At 40.5% G+C, this 23022-nt stretch carries 21 protein-coding genes and 1 riboswitch; of the genes, 18 read left to right on the top strand and 3 right to left on the bottom strand.

Annotated features, from left to right (window positions below; all coding sequences use genetic code 11):
- Nucleotides 1-713 precede the first annotated feature (713 nt).
- The 3 genes from metF to FGM00_RS02305 form a co-directional block, all read right to left on the bottom strand.
- A complete protein-coding gene (gene metF, locus FGM00_RS02315) occupies nucleotides 714-1667 on the bottom strand; it encodes a methylenetetrahydrofolate reductase [NAD(P)H] (protein WP_138851361.1) in 954 nt (317 codons plus the stop codon).
- A gap of 269 nt (nucleotides 1668-1936) precedes the next feature.
- On the bottom strand, nucleotides 1937-5155 hold the full coding sequence (locus FGM00_RS02310; protein ID WP_138851360.1) for a vitamin B12 dependent-methionine synthase activation domain-containing protein: 3219 nt from the start codon (nucleotides 5153-5155) through the stop codon (nucleotides 1937-1939).
- 19 nt (nucleotides 5156-5174) lie between these two features.
- Nucleotides 5175-6206 carry a homocysteine S-methyltransferase family protein gene (locus FGM00_RS02305; RefSeq protein ID WP_138851359.1) on the bottom strand — a complete coding sequence of 344 codons (1032 nt, stop codon included), beginning with the start codon at nucleotides 6204-6206 and terminating at the stop codon, nucleotides 5175-5177.
- Nucleotides 6207-6329: 123 nt separating this feature from the next.
- A riboswitch (SAM riboswitch) is annotated at nucleotides 6330-6449 on the bottom strand.
- Nucleotides 6450-6918: 469 nt separating this feature from the next.
- Here FGM00_RS02305 and FGM00_RS02300 point away from each other — a divergent pair.
- From FGM00_RS02300 to FGM00_RS02215, 18 genes are all read left to right on the top strand, one after another.
- Nucleotides 6919-7194 carry a transposase gene (locus FGM00_RS02300; protein ID WP_138851358.1) on the top strand — a complete coding sequence of 92 codons (276 nt, stop codon included), beginning with the start codon at nucleotides 6919-6921 and terminating at the stop codon, nucleotides 7192-7194.
- A gap of 23 nt (nucleotides 7195-7217) precedes the next feature.
- Complete coding sequence (locus FGM00_RS02295) at nucleotides 7218-8048, top strand: IS3 family transposase (protein ID WP_138851357.1); 831 nt, start codon at nucleotides 7218-7220, stop codon at nucleotides 8046-8048.
- 69 nt (nucleotides 8049-8117) lie between these two features.
- A complete protein-coding gene (locus FGM00_RS02290; RefSeq protein WP_138851356.1) occupies nucleotides 8118-9089 on the top strand; it encodes a retron St85 family RNA-directed DNA polymerase in 972 nt (323 codons plus the stop codon).
- Between the two features lie 122 nt (nucleotides 9090-9211).
- Entirely contained in the window at nucleotides 9212-9772 is a 561-nt protein-coding gene (locus tag FGM00_RS02285) for a hypothetical protein (protein ID WP_138851355.1), read from the top strand.
- A complete protein-coding gene (locus FGM00_RS02280) occupies nucleotides 9759-10697 on the top strand; it encodes a toll/interleukin-1 receptor domain-containing protein (RefSeq protein ID WP_138851354.1) in 939 nt (312 codons plus the stop codon). Before FGM00_RS02285 ends, FGM00_RS02280 begins: the two co-directional genes overlap by 14 nt.
- A gap of 412 nt (nucleotides 10698-11109) precedes the next feature.
- Nucleotides 11110-11523: a MarR family winged helix-turn-helix transcriptional regulator gene (locus FGM00_RS02275; RefSeq protein ID WP_138851353.1), complete on the top strand. Its 414-nt coding sequence runs from the start codon at nucleotides 11110-11112 to the stop codon at nucleotides 11521-11523.
- The gene (locus FGM00_RS02270; RefSeq protein WP_138851352.1) at nucleotides 11520-12383 is read left to right on the top strand and encodes a hypothetical protein; all 864 of its coding nucleotides are present in this window, start codon (nucleotides 11520-11522) and stop codon (nucleotides 12381-12383) included. Before FGM00_RS02275 ends, FGM00_RS02270 begins: the two co-directional genes overlap by 4 nt.
- Nucleotides 12384-12837: 454 nt before the next feature.
- Entirely contained in the window at nucleotides 12838-14280 is a 1443-nt protein-coding gene (locus tag FGM00_RS02265) for an ATP-binding protein (RefSeq protein WP_138851351.1), read from the top strand.
- Between the two features lie 424 nt (nucleotides 14281-14704).
- Nucleotides 14705-15037 (top strand): type II toxin-antitoxin system RelE/ParE family toxin, encoded by a 333-nt coding sequence (locus tag FGM00_RS02260; protein ID WP_138851350.1) that lies wholly within the window; start codon nucleotides 14705-14707, stop codon nucleotides 15035-15037.
- Nucleotides 15038-15048: 11 nt separating this feature from the next.
- The gene (locus FGM00_RS02255; protein ID WP_138851349.1) at nucleotides 15049-15381 is read left to right on the top strand and encodes a helix-turn-helix domain-containing protein; all 333 of its coding nucleotides are present in this window, start codon (nucleotides 15049-15051) and stop codon (nucleotides 15379-15381) included.
- Nucleotides 15382-15785: 404 nt separating this feature from the next.
- Nucleotides 15786-16472 carry a hypothetical protein gene (locus FGM00_RS02250; protein ID WP_138851348.1) on the top strand — a complete coding sequence of 229 codons (687 nt, stop codon included), beginning with the start codon at nucleotides 15786-15788 and terminating at the stop codon, nucleotides 16470-16472.
- A gap of 456 nt (nucleotides 16473-16928) precedes the next feature.
- The gene (locus tag FGM00_RS02245) at nucleotides 16929-17267 is read left to right on the top strand and encodes a type II toxin-antitoxin system RelE/ParE family toxin (protein ID WP_138851347.1); all 339 of its coding nucleotides are present in this window, start codon (nucleotides 16929-16931) and stop codon (nucleotides 17265-17267) included.
- Nucleotide 17268: 1 nt separating this feature from the next.
- A complete protein-coding gene (locus tag FGM00_RS02240) occupies nucleotides 17269-17559 on the top strand; it encodes a helix-turn-helix domain-containing protein (RefSeq protein WP_138851346.1) in 291 nt (96 codons plus the stop codon).
- Nucleotides 17560-17987: 428 nt separating this feature from the next.
- On the top strand, nucleotides 17988-18551 hold the full coding sequence (locus tag FGM00_RS02235; protein ID WP_138851345.1) for a Crp/Fnr family transcriptional regulator: 564 nt from the start codon (nucleotides 17988-17990) through the stop codon (nucleotides 18549-18551).
- A gap of 51 nt (nucleotides 18552-18602) precedes the next feature.
- Nucleotides 18603-19043, top strand: a complete 441-nt coding sequence (locus tag FGM00_RS02230) for an SRPBCC family protein (protein WP_138851344.1) — start codon at nucleotides 18603-18605, stop codon at nucleotides 19041-19043.
- A 10-nt stretch (nucleotides 19044-19053) separates the two neighbouring features.
- Nucleotides 19054-19425, top strand: coding sequence for a hypothetical protein (locus FGM00_RS02225; protein ID WP_138851343.1), 372 nt, complete (start codon nucleotides 19054-19056; stop codon nucleotides 19423-19425).
- A gap of 399 nt (nucleotides 19426-19824) precedes the next feature.
- Complete coding sequence (locus FGM00_RS02220) at nucleotides 19825-20799, top strand: S41 family peptidase (protein WP_138851342.1); 975 nt, start codon at nucleotides 19825-19827, stop codon at nucleotides 20797-20799.
- A 555-nt stretch (nucleotides 20800-21354) separates the two neighbouring features.
- The gene (locus FGM00_RS02215) at nucleotides 21355-22881 is read left to right on the top strand and encodes an amidohydrolase family protein (protein ID WP_138851341.1); all 1527 of its coding nucleotides are present in this window, start codon (nucleotides 21355-21357) and stop codon (nucleotides 22879-22881) included.
- Nucleotides 22882-23022: the final 141 nt, after the last annotated feature.

Here is a 23022-nt window from a genome sequence, read left to right as displayed (position 1 = left end):
ATTTTAGGTGTGAAGTTTGAAGTACGAGGCTCAAAGTGCGAGGTGCGAGGTGAGAAGTTTGAAGCGTGAAGTTTGAAGCTCGAAGTGTTATGTGCGAAGCGCAAAATTTGAAGTTTGTGGTGCGAGGTGGGAAGTTTGAAGTGCGGAGTGTGAAGCGTGAAGTTTGAAGTGCGAAGTACGAGGTTCGAAGTGCAAGGTGAGAAGTTTGAAGCGTGAAGTTTGAAGTGTGAAGTTTGAAGCGCGAAGTTTGAAGTTTGAAGTTTGAGGTTTGAGGTTTGAGGTTTGAGGTTTGAGGTTTGAGGTTTGAGGTTTGAGGTTTGAGGTTTGAGGTATTGTATCTTAAGTAAAGTAGGGACTTCCTAAAACAATGAAGATGCTTTTTGTCCGTTGGCGGGCGGATGAAAAATCCTGAGGGAATGAAAGCCCGAAACTTTGTTTACTAAGCAAATGTGAATTGAAAATTTTCAGGAAATGACGCCGCACCCCAAGTTTTAAACATCGCGCACCGCGCACCGAGCATCAAACACCGTGCACCTCGCACCAAACATGTCACACTGAGCGCAGTCGAAGTGCAACACCAAGTACCAAGCACCAAACACCGAACTCCGAGCTCCGAGCTCCGAGCTCCGAGCTCCGAGCAATAAACATCAAACATCGCGCACCGAGCACCAAGCACCGAGCACCAAGCATCAAACATCAAACACCGCACAAACCTAAAACAAGGCCGAGGCGATTGCATGAATATTATCCGACTTGCCCATGGAGTAGTAGTGTAAAACCGGAACACCGGCTTCTTTTAGCTCTTTAGATTGTTGAATCGCCCATTCAATCCCGACCTGGCGCACCGCTTTGTTGTTCTCGCAGCCATCGACCGCATCGATCAGATCTTGAGGAATATCGATTCGAAACACCTGTGGCAACAAGTTCAAATGCCGTTTTACCGCTATCGGTTTGATTCCCGGGATGATGGGCACGTCTATTCCCATTGCCTTTGCGGCATCCACGAATTCAAAGTATTTCTTGTTATCAAAAAACATCTGTGTTACGATATAATGGGCACCGGCATCTACTTTCTCCTTCAGGCGTTTCAAGTCCGATTGCAATGATGGGGCTTCCAAATGCTTTTCGGGATATCCGGCAACGCCGATACAAAAATCGGCACAATTGGTACCCTCCATGGTATCGTGAAGGTAATTGCCACAATTCAGGTCGTTTAACTGTTCCACCAGTCCGATCGCGTATTCGTGTCCTCCTTCCGCCGGTTGAAAATATTTTTCTTCCCGCATAGCATCGCCACGCAGCGCCATGACGTTATCGATGCCAAGATACTGGCAATCGACCAATACATACTCGGTCTCCTCTTTGGTAAAACCGCCGCAAAGCACGTGCGGTACGGTGTCTACATCGTATTTGTGCTTGATCGATGCGCAAATGCCCACCGTACCCGGGCGCATACGGGTCAACTTCTTATCCAGCAAGCCATTACGGTCAATATAAACGTATTCTTCGCGAGAGGTCGTCACATCGATAAACGGAGGTTTGAACTCCATTAACGGATCGATATTATCGTATAGTTCCTGAATCTTATGCCCCTTTACCGGGGGTATGATTTCAAACGAAAACAAGGTTTCCCCCTTGGCTTCTTTAATGTGGTCTGTAATTTTCATAATGGTCCCCTAGCCCCCCAAAGAGGACTCTTACTCGGGTCGATATTAATTAGTATTTTATTCTATTTTCATTTGGGCGTTTCCGCCTGACGGCCCACCGGGCTTTCGGCAGTCGCTTTCGCAGCTGTCGCTACACTGCGTTCGAGACAGCTACAAAGAGCTCCAACAATGCCTCTATCCCTAACGCAAAAAACTCCGCCCCGACCCTCCACATAAGGGAGGGAGAAAATCAGCTACCTATTCCCCCTTTTGGGGGTCAGGCAAGGGACTTAATCATCCGCGATATTCGGAGCGAGCCACTTGGTCGCTTCCTCTACAGGGATTCCCTTTCGCTTAGCAAAATCGGCGACCTGGTCTTCCTTGATTTTTCCAAGTCCGAAATACCGGGCTTCGGGATTGCCGAAATAGTAGCCACTTACCGAAGCTGCCGGCCACATGGCCAGACTCTCCGTTAGTTTCACCCCTATCTTTTCCTCGACCTGTAGCATTTCCCAAATGGTCAATTTCTCCAAATGGTCGGGACAGGCGGGATAGCCCGGTGCCGGCCGAATGCCCTTGTACGATTCGTTGATCAGCTCCTCGCTGCTCAAATCCTCATCCGCCGCATAGCCCCAGTGATTCATACGTACCTCTTTGTGCAAATACTCCGCAAAGGCCTCCGCCAAACGATCGGCCAAGGCCTTGATCAGTATGGAACTGTAATCGTCCAACTCCTTTTCATATTGCGCGGCCAGTTCGGCGGTTCCGAATCCCGTGGAAACACAAAAACAGCCGATATAATCCTCTTTCCCCGATGCCTTCGGTGCGATAAAATCGGCCAAGGCATAATCCGGCACACCTTCCCTGCGTTGCAATTGTTGGCGAAGGGTTCTAAAAATGGCCCCCTCCCGGCCTCCCCCCAAAGAGGTGGAGTTATCGCCGCTATTATTATCCTTTAAAGGCCCGGCCTGCCCTTTGGGCATCTCCCCCAAATAGGGAGAAAGGTCGACCTCAATGTCGTCTTCGTTTACGGTATTGGCAGGGAAGAGTCCGAAAATACCTTTTGCTTTTAGTTTCTTTTCCGCGACGATCTCCTTTAGCATCTTTTGGGCATCGGCGAACAATTCGGTGGCTTGTGTTCCGACCACATCATCCGTTAGGATATCGGGATATTTACCATGCAGTTCCCAACTTCTGAAAAAGGGCGTCCAATCGATAAAAGGCACCAACTTTTCCAAATCCATATCTTCGATGACCTGTATACCTAGCTCATTGGGCTTTACGATTTTGGTCGTGTCCCAATCGATTTGAAACTTGTTTTTCCGAGCCTCGGCAAGGGTTTTATAGTCCTTTTGTACGGCGCGTTTCAGGAACTTCTCCCGAAACACATCGTAATCTTCCTTGATTTTTTCCTTGTACGTATCGGAGGTTTCCTTTTGCAACAAATCACCGACTACGGTTACCGCCCGCGAAGCATCGTTAACATGTACCACAGCCTGACTGTATTGCGGGTCTATCTTTACCGCGGTATGCGCCTTACTGGTCGTCGCACCACCGATCAACAACGGAACGCTAAAATTCTTGCGCTCCATTTCCTTGGCGAGATGCACCATTTCATCCAACGAAGGCGTAATCAGTCCGCTGAGACCGATGACATCCACATTATGCTCGATAGCGGCCGCAATGATCTTTTCCGGCGGCACCATAACGCCCAGATCTACGATTTCGTAATTGTTACAGGCCAAGACCACGCTTACGATGTTCTTTCCAATGTCGTGTACATCCCCTTTAACGGTTGCCATCAATATCTTCCCAGCAGCCCCCCCCGCCCCCGAAGGGGGAGCTGATAACGCTTGGTGAATCTCTTCTAAAACATTTTCGAGATTTGTCAATACCTGATTGTTTGTAAATCTAATAACACGATATCCAAGGTTTTCAAGCCACTCGGTTCTTTCCGTATCCGATTTTTTGTTTTCCGGCAATTGATGTATTAATCCATCAACTTCAACGATTAAATTGTGTTTCAAACAGATAAAATCTGCTATGTACTCCCCGATAATATGCTGTCGCCGAAATTTGTATCCCCCTAAATTTTTTCCACTTAGTGCATTCCACAACATAGTTTCCGCAGGGGTGGGCTCGTTACGCATACGCTTGGCATGCTCTTTAAGCAATCCATATAACACAGGATTTGCCGTCTCCCAATGCTGCTCCCCCTTTGGGGGTTGGGGGGCCGATTTTAACTTTTCTTCTTCGATATACGGCAATAGATGCGCTACCGCTTTTTTCATGACTCGGGCGGACTTCACCACTTGCGGCAAAAACATTTTTCCACTTCCGAAGAGGTCGCCCACGACGTTCATTCCCGTCATCAGGTTGCCTTCGATGACTTCGATCGGTTTGTCCGCCGCCTGTCTGGCTTCCTCGACATCTTCCACAATATACTGGTCAATACCCTTTACCAAGGCACGGGTTATCCGATCCTGAAGCGGTTCTTCCCGCCAGGACAGGTCTACCTTACTTTCCTTGGCCGTACCGACAACCGATTCGGCAAAATCCAACAGCCGTTCCGTGGCATCGTCCCTGCGGTTGAGCATGACATCTTCTACATGCTCCAATAAATCTTTGGGAATATCATCGTATACCTCCAGCATGGTCGGGTTCACTATGCCCATATTCATTCCCGCTTTGATGGCGTGGTACAAAAAGACCGAATGCATGGCCTCCCGTACCGGGTTGTTGCCCCGAAACGAGAAGGAGACGTTACTGACCCCCCCACTAACACTACAGTGCGGCAAGTTCTCCCGTACCCATTTGGTGGCTTTGATAAAATCGATTGCATTCAATTTATGCTCGTCCATTCCAGTGGCCACAGGAAAAATGTTCAAATCGAAAATGATGTCCTCCGGTGGAAAACCGACTTCATCGACCAGAATGTCATAGGAGCGTTTGGCAATTTCAATACGCCTGTCGTAGTTATCGGCCTGCCCTACCTCATCGAAGGCCATCACGATAACGGCCGCGCCATAGCGTTTGATTAATTTGGCGTGGTGTATGAATTCCTTTTCACCTTCTTTAAGGCTAATGGAGTTCACCACACATTTGCCCTGTACCACTTGCAAACCCGCCTCGATGATTTCCCATTTCGAGCTATCGATCATGATGGGTACCCGGGCAATATCCGGCTCGGCGATGACCAGGTTCAGGAATTTGACCATGGCTTCCTTACCGTCGATCAGCCCATCATCCATATTGATATCGATGATCTGTGCCCCACCCTCTACTTGATCACGGGCGACATCCAAGGCTTCCTCGAACTTGCGCTCTTTGATTAGGCGCAAAAATTTCTTGGAACCGGCCACGTTCGTTCGCTCCCCAACATTTACAAAGTTGGTCTCGGGAGTAACCACTAAAGGCTCCAGTCCGCTTAATTTTAAGTATCTAGCCCCCCCCGCCCCCGAAGGGGGTGCCGTAAACGCTTCTTTCGATATATTCAAATCTTCCTTCATTTTGAAATTTCAGTTGGGGTTACTCGACAAGCGAATTCATTTCTCCTGTGGGGGCCATGGGGCCAAACGACCTGGGCTTGTAGTCTTTGACCAACTCTGCGATCGCCGAAATATGGGGTGGCGTCGTTCCACAACAACCACCGACGATATTTACGAGTCCCTTTTCAACATACTCCTTTATCTGGGCGGCCATTTGTTCAGGCGTCTCGTCGTACTCGCCAAAGGCATTGGGCAGACCCGCGTTCGGATGCGCAGAAACCGCATGTTCGCTGCGTTTCGAAATCACTTCCAGATGCGGCACCAATTGGTTGGCACCCAAGGCACAGTTAAAGCCGACCGATAAAATAGGAATATGCGATATGGATATCAAAAAAGCCTCCGCCGTTTGACCGGACAAGGTTCTTCCCGAGGCATCGGTAATGGTACCACTGACCATAATGGGCACGTCTATCCCGCGTTCTTCCTTCACTTCCTCGATAGCGAACAAAGCCGCTTTGGCATTCAGGGTATCGAATATGGTCTCGACCAAAAGAAGGTCGGAACCGCCATCCAACAAGGCCTCTGCCTGTTGCTTGTAGGCGATACGCAGCTCGTCGAACGAAACGGCGCGATAGCCCGGGTCGTTTACATCGGGCGACATACTTGCGGTTTTGTTCGTAGGTCCGATACTGCCCGCTACGAAGCGCGGTTTGTGCGGTTCCTTGGCCGTAAATTCATCGGCGACCCGTTTGGCGATTTTCGCGGACTCGTAGTTGAGTTCGTAGACCAAATCCTCCATATGGTAATCGGCCATGGCGATGGTGGTACCGGAAAAGGTATTCGTCTCAACGATATCGGCACCGGCGGCGAAATATTTGGCATGTACTTCGGCAATGGCCTCGGGTTGGGTGAGGGACAGCAGGTCGTTGTTGCCCTGTAAGGGATGTTCCCAATCCTTAAAACGCTCGCCCCTAAAATCCTCTTCCTGAAATTTATAGCGTTGCAGCATGGTACCCATGGCACCGTCCAACACTAAAATACGTTCTTTTAAAACTTCTCTGATAGCTCTCATATGTCGTACTTATGAACTCCTTTGGGTTCACTATATTGTTCGCTCGTTTCCCGAAAGGGAAATCGAATCTTTAAAACATCATGTATCAAGGTTAGGGAAAAGGGTAAGACTAGTGTCTTTTTTTGGTTATCTGTCCGCCGTAGGCGGATAGAATGTAGCACCTTCTTGGACCCTGATGGACATCAGGGTAAAGGGTTGCTAAGGTTTCATAGGGTCTAATCCCTCCACCTTTCTTGATAACGATTACAGCTTTTTTATGAACTCGTGAACCGGTATACACCAAATTCGGTACAAAGTAACGCCACAGCCGATTGAAAAGCAAGGAAAGTCGGTTGTTTTTACCAGTTCTTGGGTGAACGGTATGGGCTTTCCGATTCGGTTTCCATATGCTGATGGGGATATCAAGAGAGGGTAGTTGTCTTGATGTTTGTTTGTAGCAACTGAACTGTAAATGGGTTTTTGGATGCTTCTAAACGCTTCATATAGGCTAAAGACTATTGAAAAGAGTTATTTAGGATAATTTGTAGGAAATTTATAGTATTTTGGTACATTCGAGTTAGCAACCATTTAAAATAAGAGAACGCTAATGTCAAAAAATGTAAAATTTAACCAAGAATTAGTTAACACTTACTTTACTGATTGGATTGGTGAGCATCCCCCCGAAAATAGGACAGTAAATTAAGTTCCCAAAAAGAAACTTAAATTTACTTATATGACACGAAGAAAATTCACACCCAAATTCAAGACAAAGGTAGTTTTGGAGGCTCTTAAAGAGCGTGAAACGGCTCAAGAACTTGCTCAGCGGTTCGAGATATCACCGCAACAGGTAAACCTTTGGAAACGGGAGTTTCTGGCCCAAGCGGAGTCGGTTTTCATAAAAGGCCCGAAATCGGCAAAGAGCGAAGCTGAAGAAAAAGAGGACCATCTTTTAAAGGTGATAGGCAAGCAGAAAGTGGAACTCGATTTTTTAAAGAACGCCTTGCGCTGAGACCATTGAAAGAACGTCGAGAAATGATAAGCAAGGATCATTCCAACCTAAGTATCGCAAAACAGAGCGAGCTTTTGAAATTGCACCGTTCAGGTCTTTATTATAAGCCCAAGGGCGAGAGTGAACTGAACCTGGAACTCATGCGCTTGATGGACGAACATTACGCCGACCACTATTTTAAAGGGGCCAAACGTATGCACACTTGGCTGACCATGGACAAGGGATACAAAGTGAACCAAAAGCGTATAGATCGTTTGTATTACCGTGTAATGGGCCTGAGTGCCATTATGCCGGGAAAGCATACTTCCAGGCGCAACAAGGCCCATAAAGTGTATCCTTACCTGCTCAGGAACCTGAAGGTCTATAGACCGAACCAGGTATGGGCAACCGATATCACCTATATACCGATGCGCAAAGGTTTCATGTACTTGGTAGCCATCATAGACCTGCATAGCCGTTATGTATTGAACTGGTCAGTGTCCAATACCATGGACGCACAATGGTGCAAAGAAACCTTGGAAGTGGCTATGACGAAACATGGAAAGCCGGAAATCGTCAATACCGATCAGGGCAGTCAGTTTACCTCCGAGGTGTTTACACATCTGGTCTTGTCAAATGATATCAAGCTGAGTATGGACGGTAAGGGAAGGGCCATAGACAATGTGTTTATAGAACGGCTGTGGAGAAGCGTTAAATATGAAAGTATCTATCTCAATCCCCCAGACTCAGGAATCGATCTATACGAACAACTCAACGGATATTTTGACTATTACAATAACAGAAGAAGACATCAGGGAATCGACAATCAAATACCTTTTAAAAGGTATTTGAAACAACAACAAAAAGCAGCATAATGATCAATAACCAGAACTTAGTTTAATGTAAAACCTGTCCTATTTTCGGGGGGATGCTCAAAACAAGGAATGATAAAAAACGAAAACATTAGATTGAATATGCTTGGACTTCCAATAATCCAATCAATCAATGATTTTTCGCACATTACACATCTTTCAAAATATACACTTTACCAATTGTCTGAGAAGTCTGATTTTCATTACAAAAAGTTTCCATTAAAGAAAAAGGCAGGAGGGACTCGAACAATTTGTCAACCCAGCAAGAATCTCAAAGGATTACAATCTTGGATATTGGTAAATATTCTTAACAAGCTTAAAGTTTCCGATTCTTGTAAGGGATTTGAAAAAGGGAGTTCAATTGGTGATAATGCTAGACCACATATTAATGCAAATTGTATTCTGACCTTAGATTTATCAGATTTTTTTGGAACAGTTTCTGATATTCAAGTTTATAATGTTTTCAAGTCTATTGGTTACAATAATCTGATTTCGACTATGATGACCAATATTTGTACTTCTGATGGTTCTCTACCCCAAGGTAGTCCTAGTTCGCCAAAATTAGCAAATCTTGTTTCTTGGAAATTAGACAAACGGATTCAAGGTTTTGTTGGAAAACGAGGTATAACCTACACAAGATATGCAGATGATTTATCTTTTTCAGGTCTTCATCCGGCAAATACAGTCCAAGTTTTACCAGTTGTAAAAAGCATCATACAAGATGAGGGCTTCAGAATTAACCCTAGGAAGACGAGAGTATCAGGTGCTAGCAGAGCCAAAATAATAACAGGATTAGTAATTTCTAACAATAGGTTTGGAATTGGGCAAACTAAATACAGAATTCTAAGGGCAAAAATTTTTCATCTTACTAAGCCTAAAGAACAAAATAATATTGATTTACTTAACGAAGTAAATGGTTGGATTGCATATTTAAAAAGTGTTGATAAACTTAGATTCAACAAGGTTTTTAAATATGTTTCAAAGTTAAAAAAGGAACACCCTAAAACTCTAATAAATCAAATGACTATTGCCAACATTGTATAAAAATGATAAAGCTTAAATCGCCAAAATAAAAATGAATTTTGTCGATCAAACCGCGGTAACAAAACGAAAAGTAAGTGCATTAGAGTCTGCTCCTATTCCTTACCGTTGAATCCAATTTGAAAATGACGCAAGAAACGAAAGATTACATAGAAACTTGGACAAAAAAAATTTCATCTCATACAGGAAATGATTTAGCAACATTGTTTGACAAATACACCGCCCTTTTCACTTTATACAATAGGTTGTACAATGAGTCCTTCAAGCAGATGCGGGACAACAATCAGCTTTCCAAAACAAGATACTCAGATTTTGAAAAGGCTACTAATCTTGTTGTTGACTTTAATTCGGCAAACGAAATCATTGATCGACTTAAGAAAAGGGATAATTTTGATGATATTGCGACTATTGCAGACTTAATCAGGAAAGATATTTTTCATATCAATCTTGCTAATGGTATGTCCCAAAAAGATATCGATTTAGAGCTTATGCAAAATTTGGAAAACAAAGAACCAATCATAAAAGCTCAAGGTGCAGTCAGTACGATTTACAATGTTAGATGCAATATGCAGCACGGAGAAAAGCATTTTGAAGAACATCAAAGAATGTTGCTAGAGCCTCTAATAAGAATTTTAGATTCAATAGTTGAATTGCAAATTGAAAAGCTTACCAATGAAAAATCCTAAAGCCTTTATTTCCTATGCATGGGAAAGTGATGAAATAAAATTATGGGTTAAACACCTTGCTACTGAACTGCGAACTGATGGAATTGATGCTAAGCTTGATCAATGGGAAATTGTACCTGGTGATCAAATGCCACACTTCATGGAGAAATCAGTTCGGGAAAATGACTACGTGTTAATAGTATGTACTCCAAAATACAAATCAAAATCAGAAAATAGAGTTGGAGGTGTAGGATACGAGGGAGATATTATGACTGCTGAGGTTTTGCAAAGCTCTAATCACCGAAAGTTCATTCCTATTTTGAAAGAGGGCACTAAAGATAATGCAATTCCTTCGTGGTTGCAAGGCAAGTATTATGTGAATTTGACAAATGAAAAGCATTATGTAAATAACTACTCAGACTTGACAACAACTTTATTGAATACGAGAGAAACTGCACCTGCACTTAGCCCGACAACTAGAAGAGAGGTGGTCAAAAATACCTATATTCCAAAGGACAAAAAAATTAACTCTAAAGATGAACCTATAAGAATTAAAGGGATATTAATTAGTGAAATCACTCAACCAAAAAATGACGGTACAAAAGGCAGTGCTTTGTACAAAATACCTTTTGAATTAAACCGAACACCAAGTTATGAATGGGCAGACTTATTTGTAAACGCTTGGAATCGTCCGTCAAAATTTACTTCTATGCACAGATCAGGAATTGCTTCAACTTATGGCAACAAAGTAATCTTGGATGGAACTACAATTGAGGAGGTGGAAAAATATCATAAAGACACCCTCAAACTTGCTGTTCATACAGCTAATCAACAATTAAAACGAATTAACTTGCAGAAGGAACAAGAAGCTGAACGTGAGAGGTTAGAAAGAGAAAGACACACAAAGAACATTGAAGACATTGGAGGAAGAATCAGCTTTGATTAGAATGAACATCAGCTACCGACAATGTAACCCTTGCACAAGACCTTAAAACAATTACCCCGTCCTCGAAACAGCCCTTCTGCACATCGGTTATAAGTTGGAATATTAGTATATACGAGGTGGATATCCTTACTTTAGAAAGGCCCTTTCGGCCCTTAAATGCGATATAAGACGGAAATAGCGCCTTTTTAATGTATTTATGTTTTCGCCGCGCTCGGAAGATTGGCCCAACTTAATCCCGATGCCACTCTAAAGGCAGGTAGGTATAAAAACCGAAAAAGGATTTCACTATATTTCCCATACTATTGCGCGGTCTACACATAGCGCTGCGTTAGACACAAGCTAAAAATATCTGTATGATGTATTTTTTTCCTTAAAAAGTTGTATATACAACTTTTTATATTATTTTTACCCTGTGCAAAACAATGGATCATATCACCCTAAAGAGTGTATTTCTAGTAAAGTCATGCGACTAAATAGGATTATCGCCAATATTTTTAGAAAATACTTGAAGCCTTTCGGTATAACCAACAGTCAACTTTCGATTCTATTTGTTCTTAATTACCGAAATGACTTAAATCAAAGGAAACTCTCGGATTTAACAATACTAGAAAAGTCTTCGTTGAACAGAAATCTTACCCGCCTGCAACAATCCGATTTAATTTCGAAAGCCAAGTTTCCATATATAAGAATTACTGAAAAAGGCAGACAACTAGTAAATAATATTATCCCAGAATGGGAAAAGGCAATGGCAGAATGCAATCTTCTCATTGAAAAAGAAGGAATCAATGCACTAAACCTTTTAATGGATAAAGTTTTAAAAAAATGAATCCGCAAGAAAATATTCAGCTTACTTTGGAATACCTATCCATAATAGTTTTGGGCGGACTTGTAATTTTTCAATTGTTACATTTTATAATTGGCAGTTGGAGATTTTGGAAAAACGATAAGTTTCGTATTTTCAAAACCATTTCAGTTGGAATTTTTTGGGTAATATATGGAAGTTTCTTTGTGACCATTGTTACAGATATGACCTCATATTACCATGCAGTGCCTTATGTCCTTTGCGGACTTTATTTACCATCAATTATCGCTTTATTTCTAATAGCTGTTTCAAAAAAGTTCAAAGACTTCGTTGATCAAACTTCTTTGCGTTGGACAATACAAAGCGTGGGGGGTCCTGCTAGAATGATTGTAGGAATTATATTCTTGTTTTGGTTTTTTGCAGGTAGATTGCCTGGAGTTGTAGCTTGGGTTGCTGGACCAGGAGATTGGATATCGGGATACATTACATTTTATGCTGTTAAAAGGCTTCGAATTTTCAAAAAAACAGCAGACTTAAAGACAAAACATTGGTCAATCTCGGATTTAAAAAAAAATCTTGGGGAACGAATGCCGATTATTCCAATCTACAAACTAAATAGGAACTTAAACATAGCAATAGCTTTTGTTGCTTTCGGAATTTTGGATTTCATTCTTGCACCTGCTTCAACAGCTTTAAGCATTTTCAATGGGAACATTCCTGAAGAAATGGGTAGAGTACCCCTAACGCTAATTCCTTTGGTTCTTGTGCCGCAAGTATTATTATTGGAAATTTTCGCAATGCGTCAACTGATAGGGCTGAAAAAAATAATTCGGAATAAAAAAAAGCCAGTGCCTAACATTGGTAACCGTTGCGCAAGACCTTAAAACAAATACCCCGACCTCGAAACAGCCCTTCTGCACATCGATTTCCAAGTGGGATAGTAGAATATCTGAGTCGGATATCCTTCATTTAGAAAGGCACTATCGGCCGTTTAATTAAGGTATAAGGCCCAAAATGGCGCCTTTTAATGTACCGGCGGCGCTTTTCACCTTCTGTTGCTCGAACTTTAGGTACTGCTGCGCGTCAAGTCGGCATGTATTTCATTTACTCCCATCGCATGCGTTGCTTTTAAAAGGTACTTATATGTTCGTTGCGCTCGAAAGGACCGCCTTTGTTGGAGGATAGCGCTGGGTTGTGCTTTATTGGATAGCATATCCGATTGTTGGATTAACTCATTATTCCATCAATAATCCACCTATTTGTTCAATTCTGTAATAATAGATAGTTTTTAATCTTCTTATTTTTATATATTTGTCTTATTTAGATAAATATACGGCCATGCTAAACCTTATTCCGACAGAAAAGATCATTGAACGTCTTCGATACGAAAATCCGTGGTGGATTACCAAAGAGATTCCAGAAACTTACAGTTCAATGTCCAAAAGATTATACTTTGATCTCTTTTATCCGTTCGTCCTGGAAAAAAGTATAAAAAGGGCATTAGTCCTCATGGGACCAAGAAGAGTAGGTAAAACGGTAATGCTATTTCATTGCATAGGGAACTTACTAGAAGAAGGAAAAAATCCTCATAAAGTATTCTTTATTGGAATTGATAACCCGATATATGTCAACTTAAGCTTAGAAGACGTTCTAACCCTTTGCAAAGAATCTTTAAACCTTGACAATCTTAAGGGTTGTTATATCTTTTTTGATGAAATACAATACTTGAAAGATTGGGAAAGACACTTAAAAGTATTGGTTGACTCCTATCCAGAAACTAAATTCATTGTTTCCGGCTCGGCAGCTGCAGCATTGAAATGGCATAGCACAGAAAGTGGAGCCGGTAGGTTTACCGATTTCTTATTACCTCCGTTGACATTTCAGGAGTATATTCATTTGAAAAATCTAAACCATTTAATATTTGAAGGCTATATTCAATATGGAGACAAGGATATAGCGTATTGCTTAACTCATGATGCAAAAGCTTTAAATAAAGAATTCGTTCATTATTTGAATTTTGGAGGATACCCTGAGGTTGTTCTATCTGAAAAAATACAAGGCGATATGGGTAGATATGTGAAAAATGATATTGTGGACAAAGTTCTTCTTAGAGATTTACCAAGTTTGTATGGTATCAAAGACGTCCAAGAGTTAAACAGATTATTTACCTATATAGCTTATAATACGGGAAATGAATTTTCGTATGAGACAATGTCCAGGGAAAGTGGAATTCAAAAGGATACCTTAAAAAAATATCTAGCATATTTAGAAGCAGCATTCCTAATCAAAGTATTAAACAAAGTCGGAGTTAACGCAAAAAGATTAAAAAGGATTACAAGCTTCAAAGTATATCTTACTAATCCATCACTTCGTACTGCTTTATTTTCACCGATAACCGAAACAGACCAAGAAATGGGAAACATGGTCGAAACTGCAATTCTATCACAATGGATGCATCGGGAGCAATTAGATTTAACCTATGCTAGATGGAAAGACGGCAGAAATGAAGGAGAAGTAGACCTTGTTTTAGTAGATGATAAAAATTACAAACCTGTTTGGGGAGTAGAAATTAAGTGGAGTAATCGCTATTTTGACAAACCACAAGAATTGAAAAGTCTAATTAAATTTTGTGAAACGAATAAACTTAATGCTGCAGTTGTCACTTCAATTGATCAAATAGGAATGAAAGAAACACAAGACTTGAGATTTACTTTTCTACCAGCTTCCATTTATGCCTACAATGTTGGAGAAATCACACTTAGAATGAAAACTAAAAATTAAAGAATAAACGAAAGCACAATAATGGTAACCGTTGCACAAGACCATAAAACAAATACCTCGATTTCGAAATAGCCCTTCTGCACATCGATTTCCAAGTGGTATAGTAGAATATCCGAGGCGGATATCCTTCCTTTAGAAAGGCCTTTTCGGCTCTTGGACAAGATATTCGGCCGAAAATGGCGCCTTTTGAATGTATTGATGTTTTCGTCGAGCTCGGAAGGACCGCCCAACTACGTTCACAATACCGCAAAAAACCCCGACGGGATTTTTTACTATATTTCCACGAAAATGCGCGGACTACACAACTTGTCCGCCTCTGGAGGATAGCGCTGCGTTATCTTTAAATGCTGGTCAAGCTTCAAAAGTTTCCATATAATTCAACTTTTTTGCTTATATTTGTCTGATAAATGGACAAATAAACCGAATGGAGAGAAGATTTGAAGTCGTTTTTCTTGAACAGGCAATAGAATTTATGTCTAAGGTCGACAAGAAAGCAAAATCCAAGATTTACTATAATCTGGACAAGGCCAAACTCAGACTTGACCCAAAACTGTTCAAAAAACTGACGGACGATATTTGGGAATTCAGGACTAAATATGGCGGACTTCAATACCGACTTTTCGCATTTTGGGACAGGACCGGCAAAACCAAAACGCTTGTGATTTCAACTCATGGAATGGTCAAAAAAACCGACAAGGTTCCTAAAACTGAAATCGAGAAAGCAAAACAGATTCGAAAGGAATATTTCGAGCAATAAAAACAAAGGTTATGGAAACAAAAAAGAAAAAAATGAAGATGATGACCCTTGACCAGATGAAGGACAAGGACATCGGAAAAATAGGAACGGAAGAAAGGGACAAGTACGAGTTCGATTTGCGAATGGAAGTTCTTGGAGAAATGATAAAGTCAGTCCGAAAAGAACGGAAATTGACCCAAGAACAACTGGGGGAATTAATCGGAGTTCAAAAATCCCAAATCTCTAAATTGGAGCGGAGTGCGAAAAACGTAACTATCGAAACGATTTTAAAAGTTTTCAACGCTCTAAAAGCAAACATTAAGTTCAGCGTACAAATGAACGACGCAGAATTCAAGGTCGCGTAAAAGCACTAAAGATAACAAAGGTAACCGTTGCACAAGACCTTAAAAACAAATACCCCGACGTCGAAACAGCCCTTCTGCACATCGCTTTCGAAGTGGGATTTTAGTATATCGGAGTCGGTTATCCTTCCTTTAGAAAGGCCCTTTCTGCCCTTAAACAAGGTATGAGGCGGAAAATGGCGCCTTTTAAATGTGTTGAGGTTTTCGCCGCGCTCGGAAGGACCGCCCGATTGCACAACAATATACCTTCTAAGATGGTCTAAGGTAAATCCGAAAAAGGATTTCACTATATTTCCATAAAATTACGCGCAACGCTACAACTTGCGCATTTAAAGGCCTACGGAGGTCTACTATCGCAGTTGTGGTACATAGCGCTGTGTTAGCTATCATTTTAACAACCTGAAAGATTGAAAAAAAACTTTAAAAAATATGCGTTTGAGTTTCTATCAATATTTATTGCCGTAATATCCGCATTTGCATTAAATAATTGGAACGATAATCGTAGAGACGAGCAGGCTCAGAAAAAGATTCTTGATGAAATATCAAATGGTTTAGAAAAAGATATCGAAGATGTTGAACTGAACGTACAAGGACATGCATTTGGACTTAAATCCAACAAGTTTTGGCGAAAAATAATTATGACGGGAGAAGCGGATTTAGATTCGCTAAATGTTTATTACTTCAATTTTCTGAGAGATTTTATTTCGATTCAAAATACTTCGGGTTATGAAAATTTAAAATCCAGAGGACTCGAACTCATAAAAAACGATTCTTTGAGAACCGCCATTATTTCACTTTATGAATATGATTACAAGACATTAAAAACACTTGAAGAAGAATATTTTGAAATGCAGTTTCATGAAAATTATTACAAAGAAATCAATGATTACTTAGCGCCGAGTTTTCGATTCGATACTGAGGGCAGCATAGTAGGAATAGAATTACCTATTGTAAGAGGTGATCAAGAAAAAAATAAGATTTTAAGTTATTTATGGAAAATTGACGCGAACAGAAAATTCGCTTTGAACTTCTATAAACAAATTGAGGCAAACATTATCAACCTAAAAAAGAGAATCGAGAGCGAAAAACGATAGCTAACAACGGTACTTTTGCACAAGACCTTAAAACAAATACCCCGTTCTCGAAACAGCCCTTCCGAATCGATTTCCAGATGGAAAATTAATATATCGGAGGCGGATATCCTTCCTTTAGAAAGACCCTTTCGGCCCTTAAATCAAAATATTCGGGCGAAAATGGCGCCTTTTGAATGAATTGATGTTTTTACCGCACCCGGAAAGCGGCTCAATTTAATCCCAATACCATTCTAAAGGCGGGTAGGTATAAAAACCGAAAAAGGATTTTACTATATTTCCATATAATTTTGCGGACCTGCCTACGGCAGGCAGGCCTGCCTGCCGTAGGCAGGATACATAACTTGTGCGTCTTTAAAGGATAGCGCTGCGTTGTCATTAATATTGAAAAATCCATCTTTTGAACGAAATTTTGTAATTTTAGTTTGAGTTAGTACACTAATTAGTTAACTTTGTGAAGTGGTCAGGAAAATCAAAGCGTACAAAAACTACTTCGTAGATTTTTATGAGTCCCAAGAGGTAAAGGTTCAAAATAAAATTGAATACGTTTTGGACTTGGTCAGATTTGAGAAACGTGTGCCCAAAAAATTCTTCAAAGCACTCGAAAATACGGACGGGATTTATGAAGTACGTGTTATAACGACTTTCAAAAGCATACGGATTTTGTGCTTCTTCGATGACGGGAATTTAATAATGCTTGTGAATTGTTTCATCAAGAAAACACAAAAGACACCGAAGAAGGAAATAAAACTTGCTGAAAAATTAAAAAAGGAATATTTAAAAAATAAAAACGGTTGATATGGAAAACGTAACGGATTTTGAAGATATACTCGTTAAAAAGTACGGGAACAAAGGAACTGAAAAGCGTGACAAATACGATGCTGATTCGCTTGCTTTCCGTTTAGGAGCAATGTTAAAAGATGCTCGAAAAGAGGCTAATTTGACACAAGAAGAGCTTGCCGAAAGGACAGGTACCAAAAAAAGTTATATTTCTAGAATTGAACGCGGACTTAGTGATATTCAGGTTTCTACTTATTATAAGCTCATTGAATTAGGCTTGGGCAAACATCTCAATATTAGCATAGCATAGCGGAAAGTACTAATGACAACAATAGTAACCGTTGCACAAGACCTTAAAACAAATAGCCCGATTTTGAAATAGCGCTGCTGGACATCGATTTCAAAGTGGGATATTCATATATCGGAGGCGGATAACCTTCATTTAGAAAGGCCCTATCGGTCCTTAAATCAAAATATTCGGGCGAAAATGGCGCCTTTTGAATGAATTGATGTTTTTCCCGCGCCCGGAAAGCGGCCCAATGTAATCCCAATGCCATTCTCATGGCGGGTAGGTATAAAAACCGAAAAAGGATTTTACTATATTTCCATACAATTGGGCGGACCTGCCTACGGCAGGCAGGCCTGCCTGCCGTAGGCAGGATACATAACTTGTGCGTCTTTGAAGGATAGCACTGCGTTAGCTGCAAACTGAAAAAATATCCATACAAACATTAGCATTTGAAAGAATTTAGAAAATTTGTTGAGCGCTATGAAAAAATCCCAAATAAAGATTGGGAGCTAATCTCAAGTCATTTCAGAAAAAAAGAGTATCCGAAAAATCACAACCTCTTGGAACAAGGAAAAACGTGCAAAAATCTCTATTTTCTTGAAAAAGGACTTCTTCGGTATTTCATCTTAAAAGATGGTTCTGAAATAACAAAATTCTTTACAATAGCCCCATATTGCTTTACTTCACAAGCAAGTTTCAATTCAAAAAAACCAGCGAACGAATCTATTCAAACCATAGAAAAATCAATTGTATGGGAGACAACTTATACAGAAAATGAGGAACTGTTGAACCTAAAGTCTTGGAATAGTTTTGCTCGTAAAATAACGCAAGAAGTACAATTTTTTACCGAAGAAATATTAGAGGAACTACAAACAGAGACAGCCGAAAAACGTTACCAAAAACTACTAAAGACCCAACCGGAACTATTGCAAAGAATACCCTTAAAACATCTGGCATCATTTTTTGGAGTTGCCCCCCAATCGTTAAGCCGAATTAGAAAGAAGTTAACATAGGTGCAGTACATTGTCCTATTGATTTGAGAATTTTGCTATTAAAATCGCAAAATGGCTTTATCAAACAAACAGACAAATTATCATTTTCACTACTCAATTTTAGTAAATAACACTCAAGAAAAAGTTTGGAACTTTTTAACTAATGTGGAAAGATGGAAAGAATGGGACACAGCACTTCAATCATCAACTCTTTCAGAACATTTCGGTTTAGGTGCGAAGGGTATTCTAATACCCAAAAAAGGTCCAAAACTAACATTTTATATCAGTAAAATCATACCTGATACATCCTACACCTTTGTTACTAAAATGCCTGTTGGAACTTTAGAAATAAAACGAACCCTGAAAAATAAAGCTAATCAAATCGAATTTACCGATGATATAAGATTTACAGGTTTTCTAAAAAGGGTTTTCGGACTGATGCTCGGCGGTGGTTTTAAAAAGGTATTGCCAGAGGTAATGCAAAATTTTAAAGAACTTGCAGAACAGGAATAAACGGAACAAAATGATCGCACTACGAATTATCTATATACTAAATATACTGGTCGCGGGACAAATAGCGATTTCAGCACTTTCAAACCCTAAGCATGCTGCTTTAACTACATTTGGAAATGCTTACCAACCGACAGAGGTCATTAAGCTCGTCGGTTGCCTTTGGTTAGCGATCGCGGTTTTATCGATTTTAGGACTTTGGAAACCAGTAACCTTTTCGCCAGTCCTATTGTTACAAGTAATTTATAAAGGAACTTGGCTATTCATTGTCGCACTTCCTGCGTTTCGAAATGATACACCGTTTCCGAAAACTATGGCTTTATTTTTTATTGTTTGGGTATTGGTTCTGCCATTCGTAATCCCTTGGAAAGCGTGGTTGCATTGAAATGCGAAAAAGTCGGCAATTGACAATGAACCCCATAAAATCCCTAGTCCGGTATTCTAAAATTAATTCATATCCCTTTTTTACTTCAACCGTCTTTTTGCCAAAATATGACTTGCTCCGCATCTGCCCGAATGAGGTGGACAGGTAATTTACTTATAGAATACTTATTTTTAAGGTATTAAGGTGTAGGTTGTGCTCGGAAGAACAGCCCAATTTTATCCCAGATACCACTCTAAAGGTGGGCAGGCGTTGAAATCCGAAAAAGGATTTTACTATATTTCCATAAAATTACGAGAGTCATGTATGCCGTCAGGCAGCTCAGTTGGGTGATAGGCAAGCTTCGCAACCTGTCCACCTCTGGAGGATAACGCTACATCGCGGGTAACTAAAAAAAATGTCATGAAATTTATTAAAATCTTCTTCTTTATCCTTTTGCTTGCTTTTGTTTCCTGCAGTTCCAATTCAGATGATGTAGCACCTGAAATGCAAATTAATCGTGAGGTGGCTAATTTTCTCAATCAGATGGTTGATATTATGGAAGAGAACTCCATCAATAAAAACACCATTGATTGGCCCGGTTTTAGAAATCAAGTTTTGGAAAAAGGCTTTTCAGCCCAAAATATCGCTCAAACGGATGATGCTTTGAGACAAGCCTTGGTTTTGCTTGGCGACAATCATAGTTTTATCGTTAAAGAAGATGGCTCTTTTATTTCCGGGTCGAACATCGATTGCCCGCTCTCATCGTTTGATGCGGTAACCACACCAGCAAATATTGGCTATGTTCAAGTAAGTTCTTTCTTCGGAACAGATGCTGAAAGTACGGTTGCTTTTGCCGAAAGCGTCCAAGATGCGATCGAGGCACAAGACAGTGAGGACATAACCGGTTGGATCGTTGATCTACGAAACAATACGGGAGGTAACATGTGGCCGATGCTTGCCGGCATAGGACCCATACTTGGGGAAGGAATCGCTGGATATTTTATTGGCCCCAACGATACGCAGACACCGTGGTCCTTCTCTAATGGTGCTGCTATTATTGGTTCTAACACCTTGGTTCAGGTTACTGATAATTATGAATTAATAAATCCGAATCCCAAGGTTGCCGTACTTATGAACAAGGCCGTAACCAGTTCTGGAGAGGCTACCGCTATTTCTTTTGTTGGCCGAGACAACACGATGAGCTTTGGAACCGAATCCTGCGGGCTCTCTACGGCAAATTCAGGATTTGATCTTGATGCAGGGTATACGCTTTTACTAACTATCGCATATATGGCGGACCGGGACCAAAATCTATTTGGCATACCTGTTACCCCTGACACACCGGCTACCGAGGAGACGATTATTCAAGATGCAATCGATTATCTGAATAACTGAACCCATCCGCAACAACCGTAACCGTTATACAAGTCCTAAAACAGCTATTATCGCTCTCGAAATAGCACTTCTATGCATCGATTTACACCTGGTATACCCTAGACATTCCCCGTTTAGAAGTCGCGCCTATGCCCTAAAATAGAGGTCACTGCCAAAAATGGCACCTTTTTTACCTTCCTTTGTTTGAACTTTAGGTATTCATACACGCCCCATAAAGTGTATTGTTTTTAAAGGTATTGATGCATTCACTGCGCTATTAAGTACCGTCCGATTGTATTACAAAGCCGTTCTTAAAGTGGGTGGGATTGCAGATCGAAAAAAGGTTTTCACTACATCTCTATAAAATTACGCGGGCTTGCCTACCGTTAGGTAGATCTGCTTTCCCGCAGGCAGGTTTCCTATGGCGAGGCGGAGGCTACCGGAACCTCCACATCCGTTAATCTTGGGTTTTTTTCATAAGCAATAGCACAGAACTACACTCTCGTGTAGTAACAAAAGAACAATCTAGTACTAGTTTTGAGAACATATGTTGAACACCACAACCAAAACTATATAATGAAAAAAACGACCCTCAAAATCTTAAAATTTATTCTATTGTTTGTTGTGATAGGGGCTATTGGTTCTTATTTGTATATCGATTATGAGTTACATAAAATTTTAGGCCGATCAACCGAAGTCATAAACATTTCTTCAATTATCACACCATCATCATCGGTTCAAATTAGAAATGTAGCGCTCCTTTCTGAAGATTGTAGTTACTTTAATGAAAAACAGAATGTGCTTTTACAGGATGGCAAAATCGTTGCTATCGATTCGAATACAACAATAGATAAAAACATAAAAATAGTTGATGGTACGAACAAGTATTTAATTCCAGGGCTTGTAGATTCCCATGTACATTTAAAAGAGAGTAAAAACGATCTGTATTTATACCTTATAAACGGGGTGACATCCATCAGGGAGATGGCAGGAAATTCAATTGCATTAAATTGGAAAAAATCAATTGATCAAGACGACGAAATAGGTCCAAGAATGTTTATTGCTTCTAAAACCATTTCTAGCGTAAGTGGACTGGAGGGTTACTATCACGAATGGACAAGACAGGGCATAAATTATACTACCAAAGAAGATGCTCAAAAAGCGATTGAAGAAATAAAGCAAGAAGGCTATGATGCTATTAAAATGTATAGTTTCGTCACTCCTGAGATGTTTAAAACAACTATAGAAATTGCAGAAGAATTCGATATACCGGTAATTGGTCACATTCCCAACAAAATACGTCTAGATACATTTTACACGGCAGGCCAAAAAGAAGTGGCGCATATTGAGGAACTGACTAAACAAAATATGGATGATTTTGAAAAATCAATAGCCAGAAATCCAGAAGAATATATTGAATTTTTAAAATCCCGTTCTAATCAGATAGCCAAAGAATTAAAGAAAAATCATATTTGTGTCGTTTCTACCGCTAACTTGATGGAAAGCCTTCCGATTCAAAAATTTGATTTGGAATCAAAACTTAAAGAGATACCGCTCCAATACGTTAATCCTAAAATTCTTGAAGGAACATCCATTGTAAAGTTGGGATGGTTGCCAACTAGAAATCCCTACGAATATGATGGTATAATAGATGTTGAACAAAAAAGGTTAACTAAAATATTTTGGGAAACTTACGTTGAGGCGATTCGTATCATGACAAAATCGCTCATGAAATATGATGTAACCATTTTAGCAGGTACGGATGCAAATGTTCCGCCCATGGTGCCCGGGTTTTCCCTTCATGAGGAACTAAAAACCTTATCAAAATATGGTATGACGAATACAGAAGTGCTTTATGCAGCAACCGTCGCGCCAAATGAATGGATGAAAAGAAAATCAGGTAGGATCAAAGTCGGATATGATTCTGATTTGGTCTTACTATCCAAAAATCCGTTGGAAGACATTGAGAACGTAAAAACTATTGAATATGTTTTCGTTAACGAAAGCATTATTGATAAGAATCAAATCAATGATATTTTACAATCTATCGAACAAGTAAATGGTAAAAACAGGAGTCTTGAAATAGACGAATTTGTAAAATAAGGGGGATAACTCGTAAAAGCGAACTGAAATGAATGTTGCCAACAACGGCGTCCTTTGCCCAAGGCTCCGAAATGGTTTTCCCGATTCCGAAATAGCCCCTCTGCACATCGATTTCGAAATGGGATATTGATATATCAGAGG

It is taken from the genome of Aggregatimonas sangjinii (assembly GCF_005943945.1).
Classification (GTDB): domain Bacteria; phylum Bacteroidota; class Bacteroidia; order Flavobacteriales; family Flavobacteriaceae; genus Pelagihabitans; species Pelagihabitans sangjinii.
Note: the sequence above shows the minus strand (reverse complement) of the source record. Positions and strands in the feature narration are given on the sequence as shown.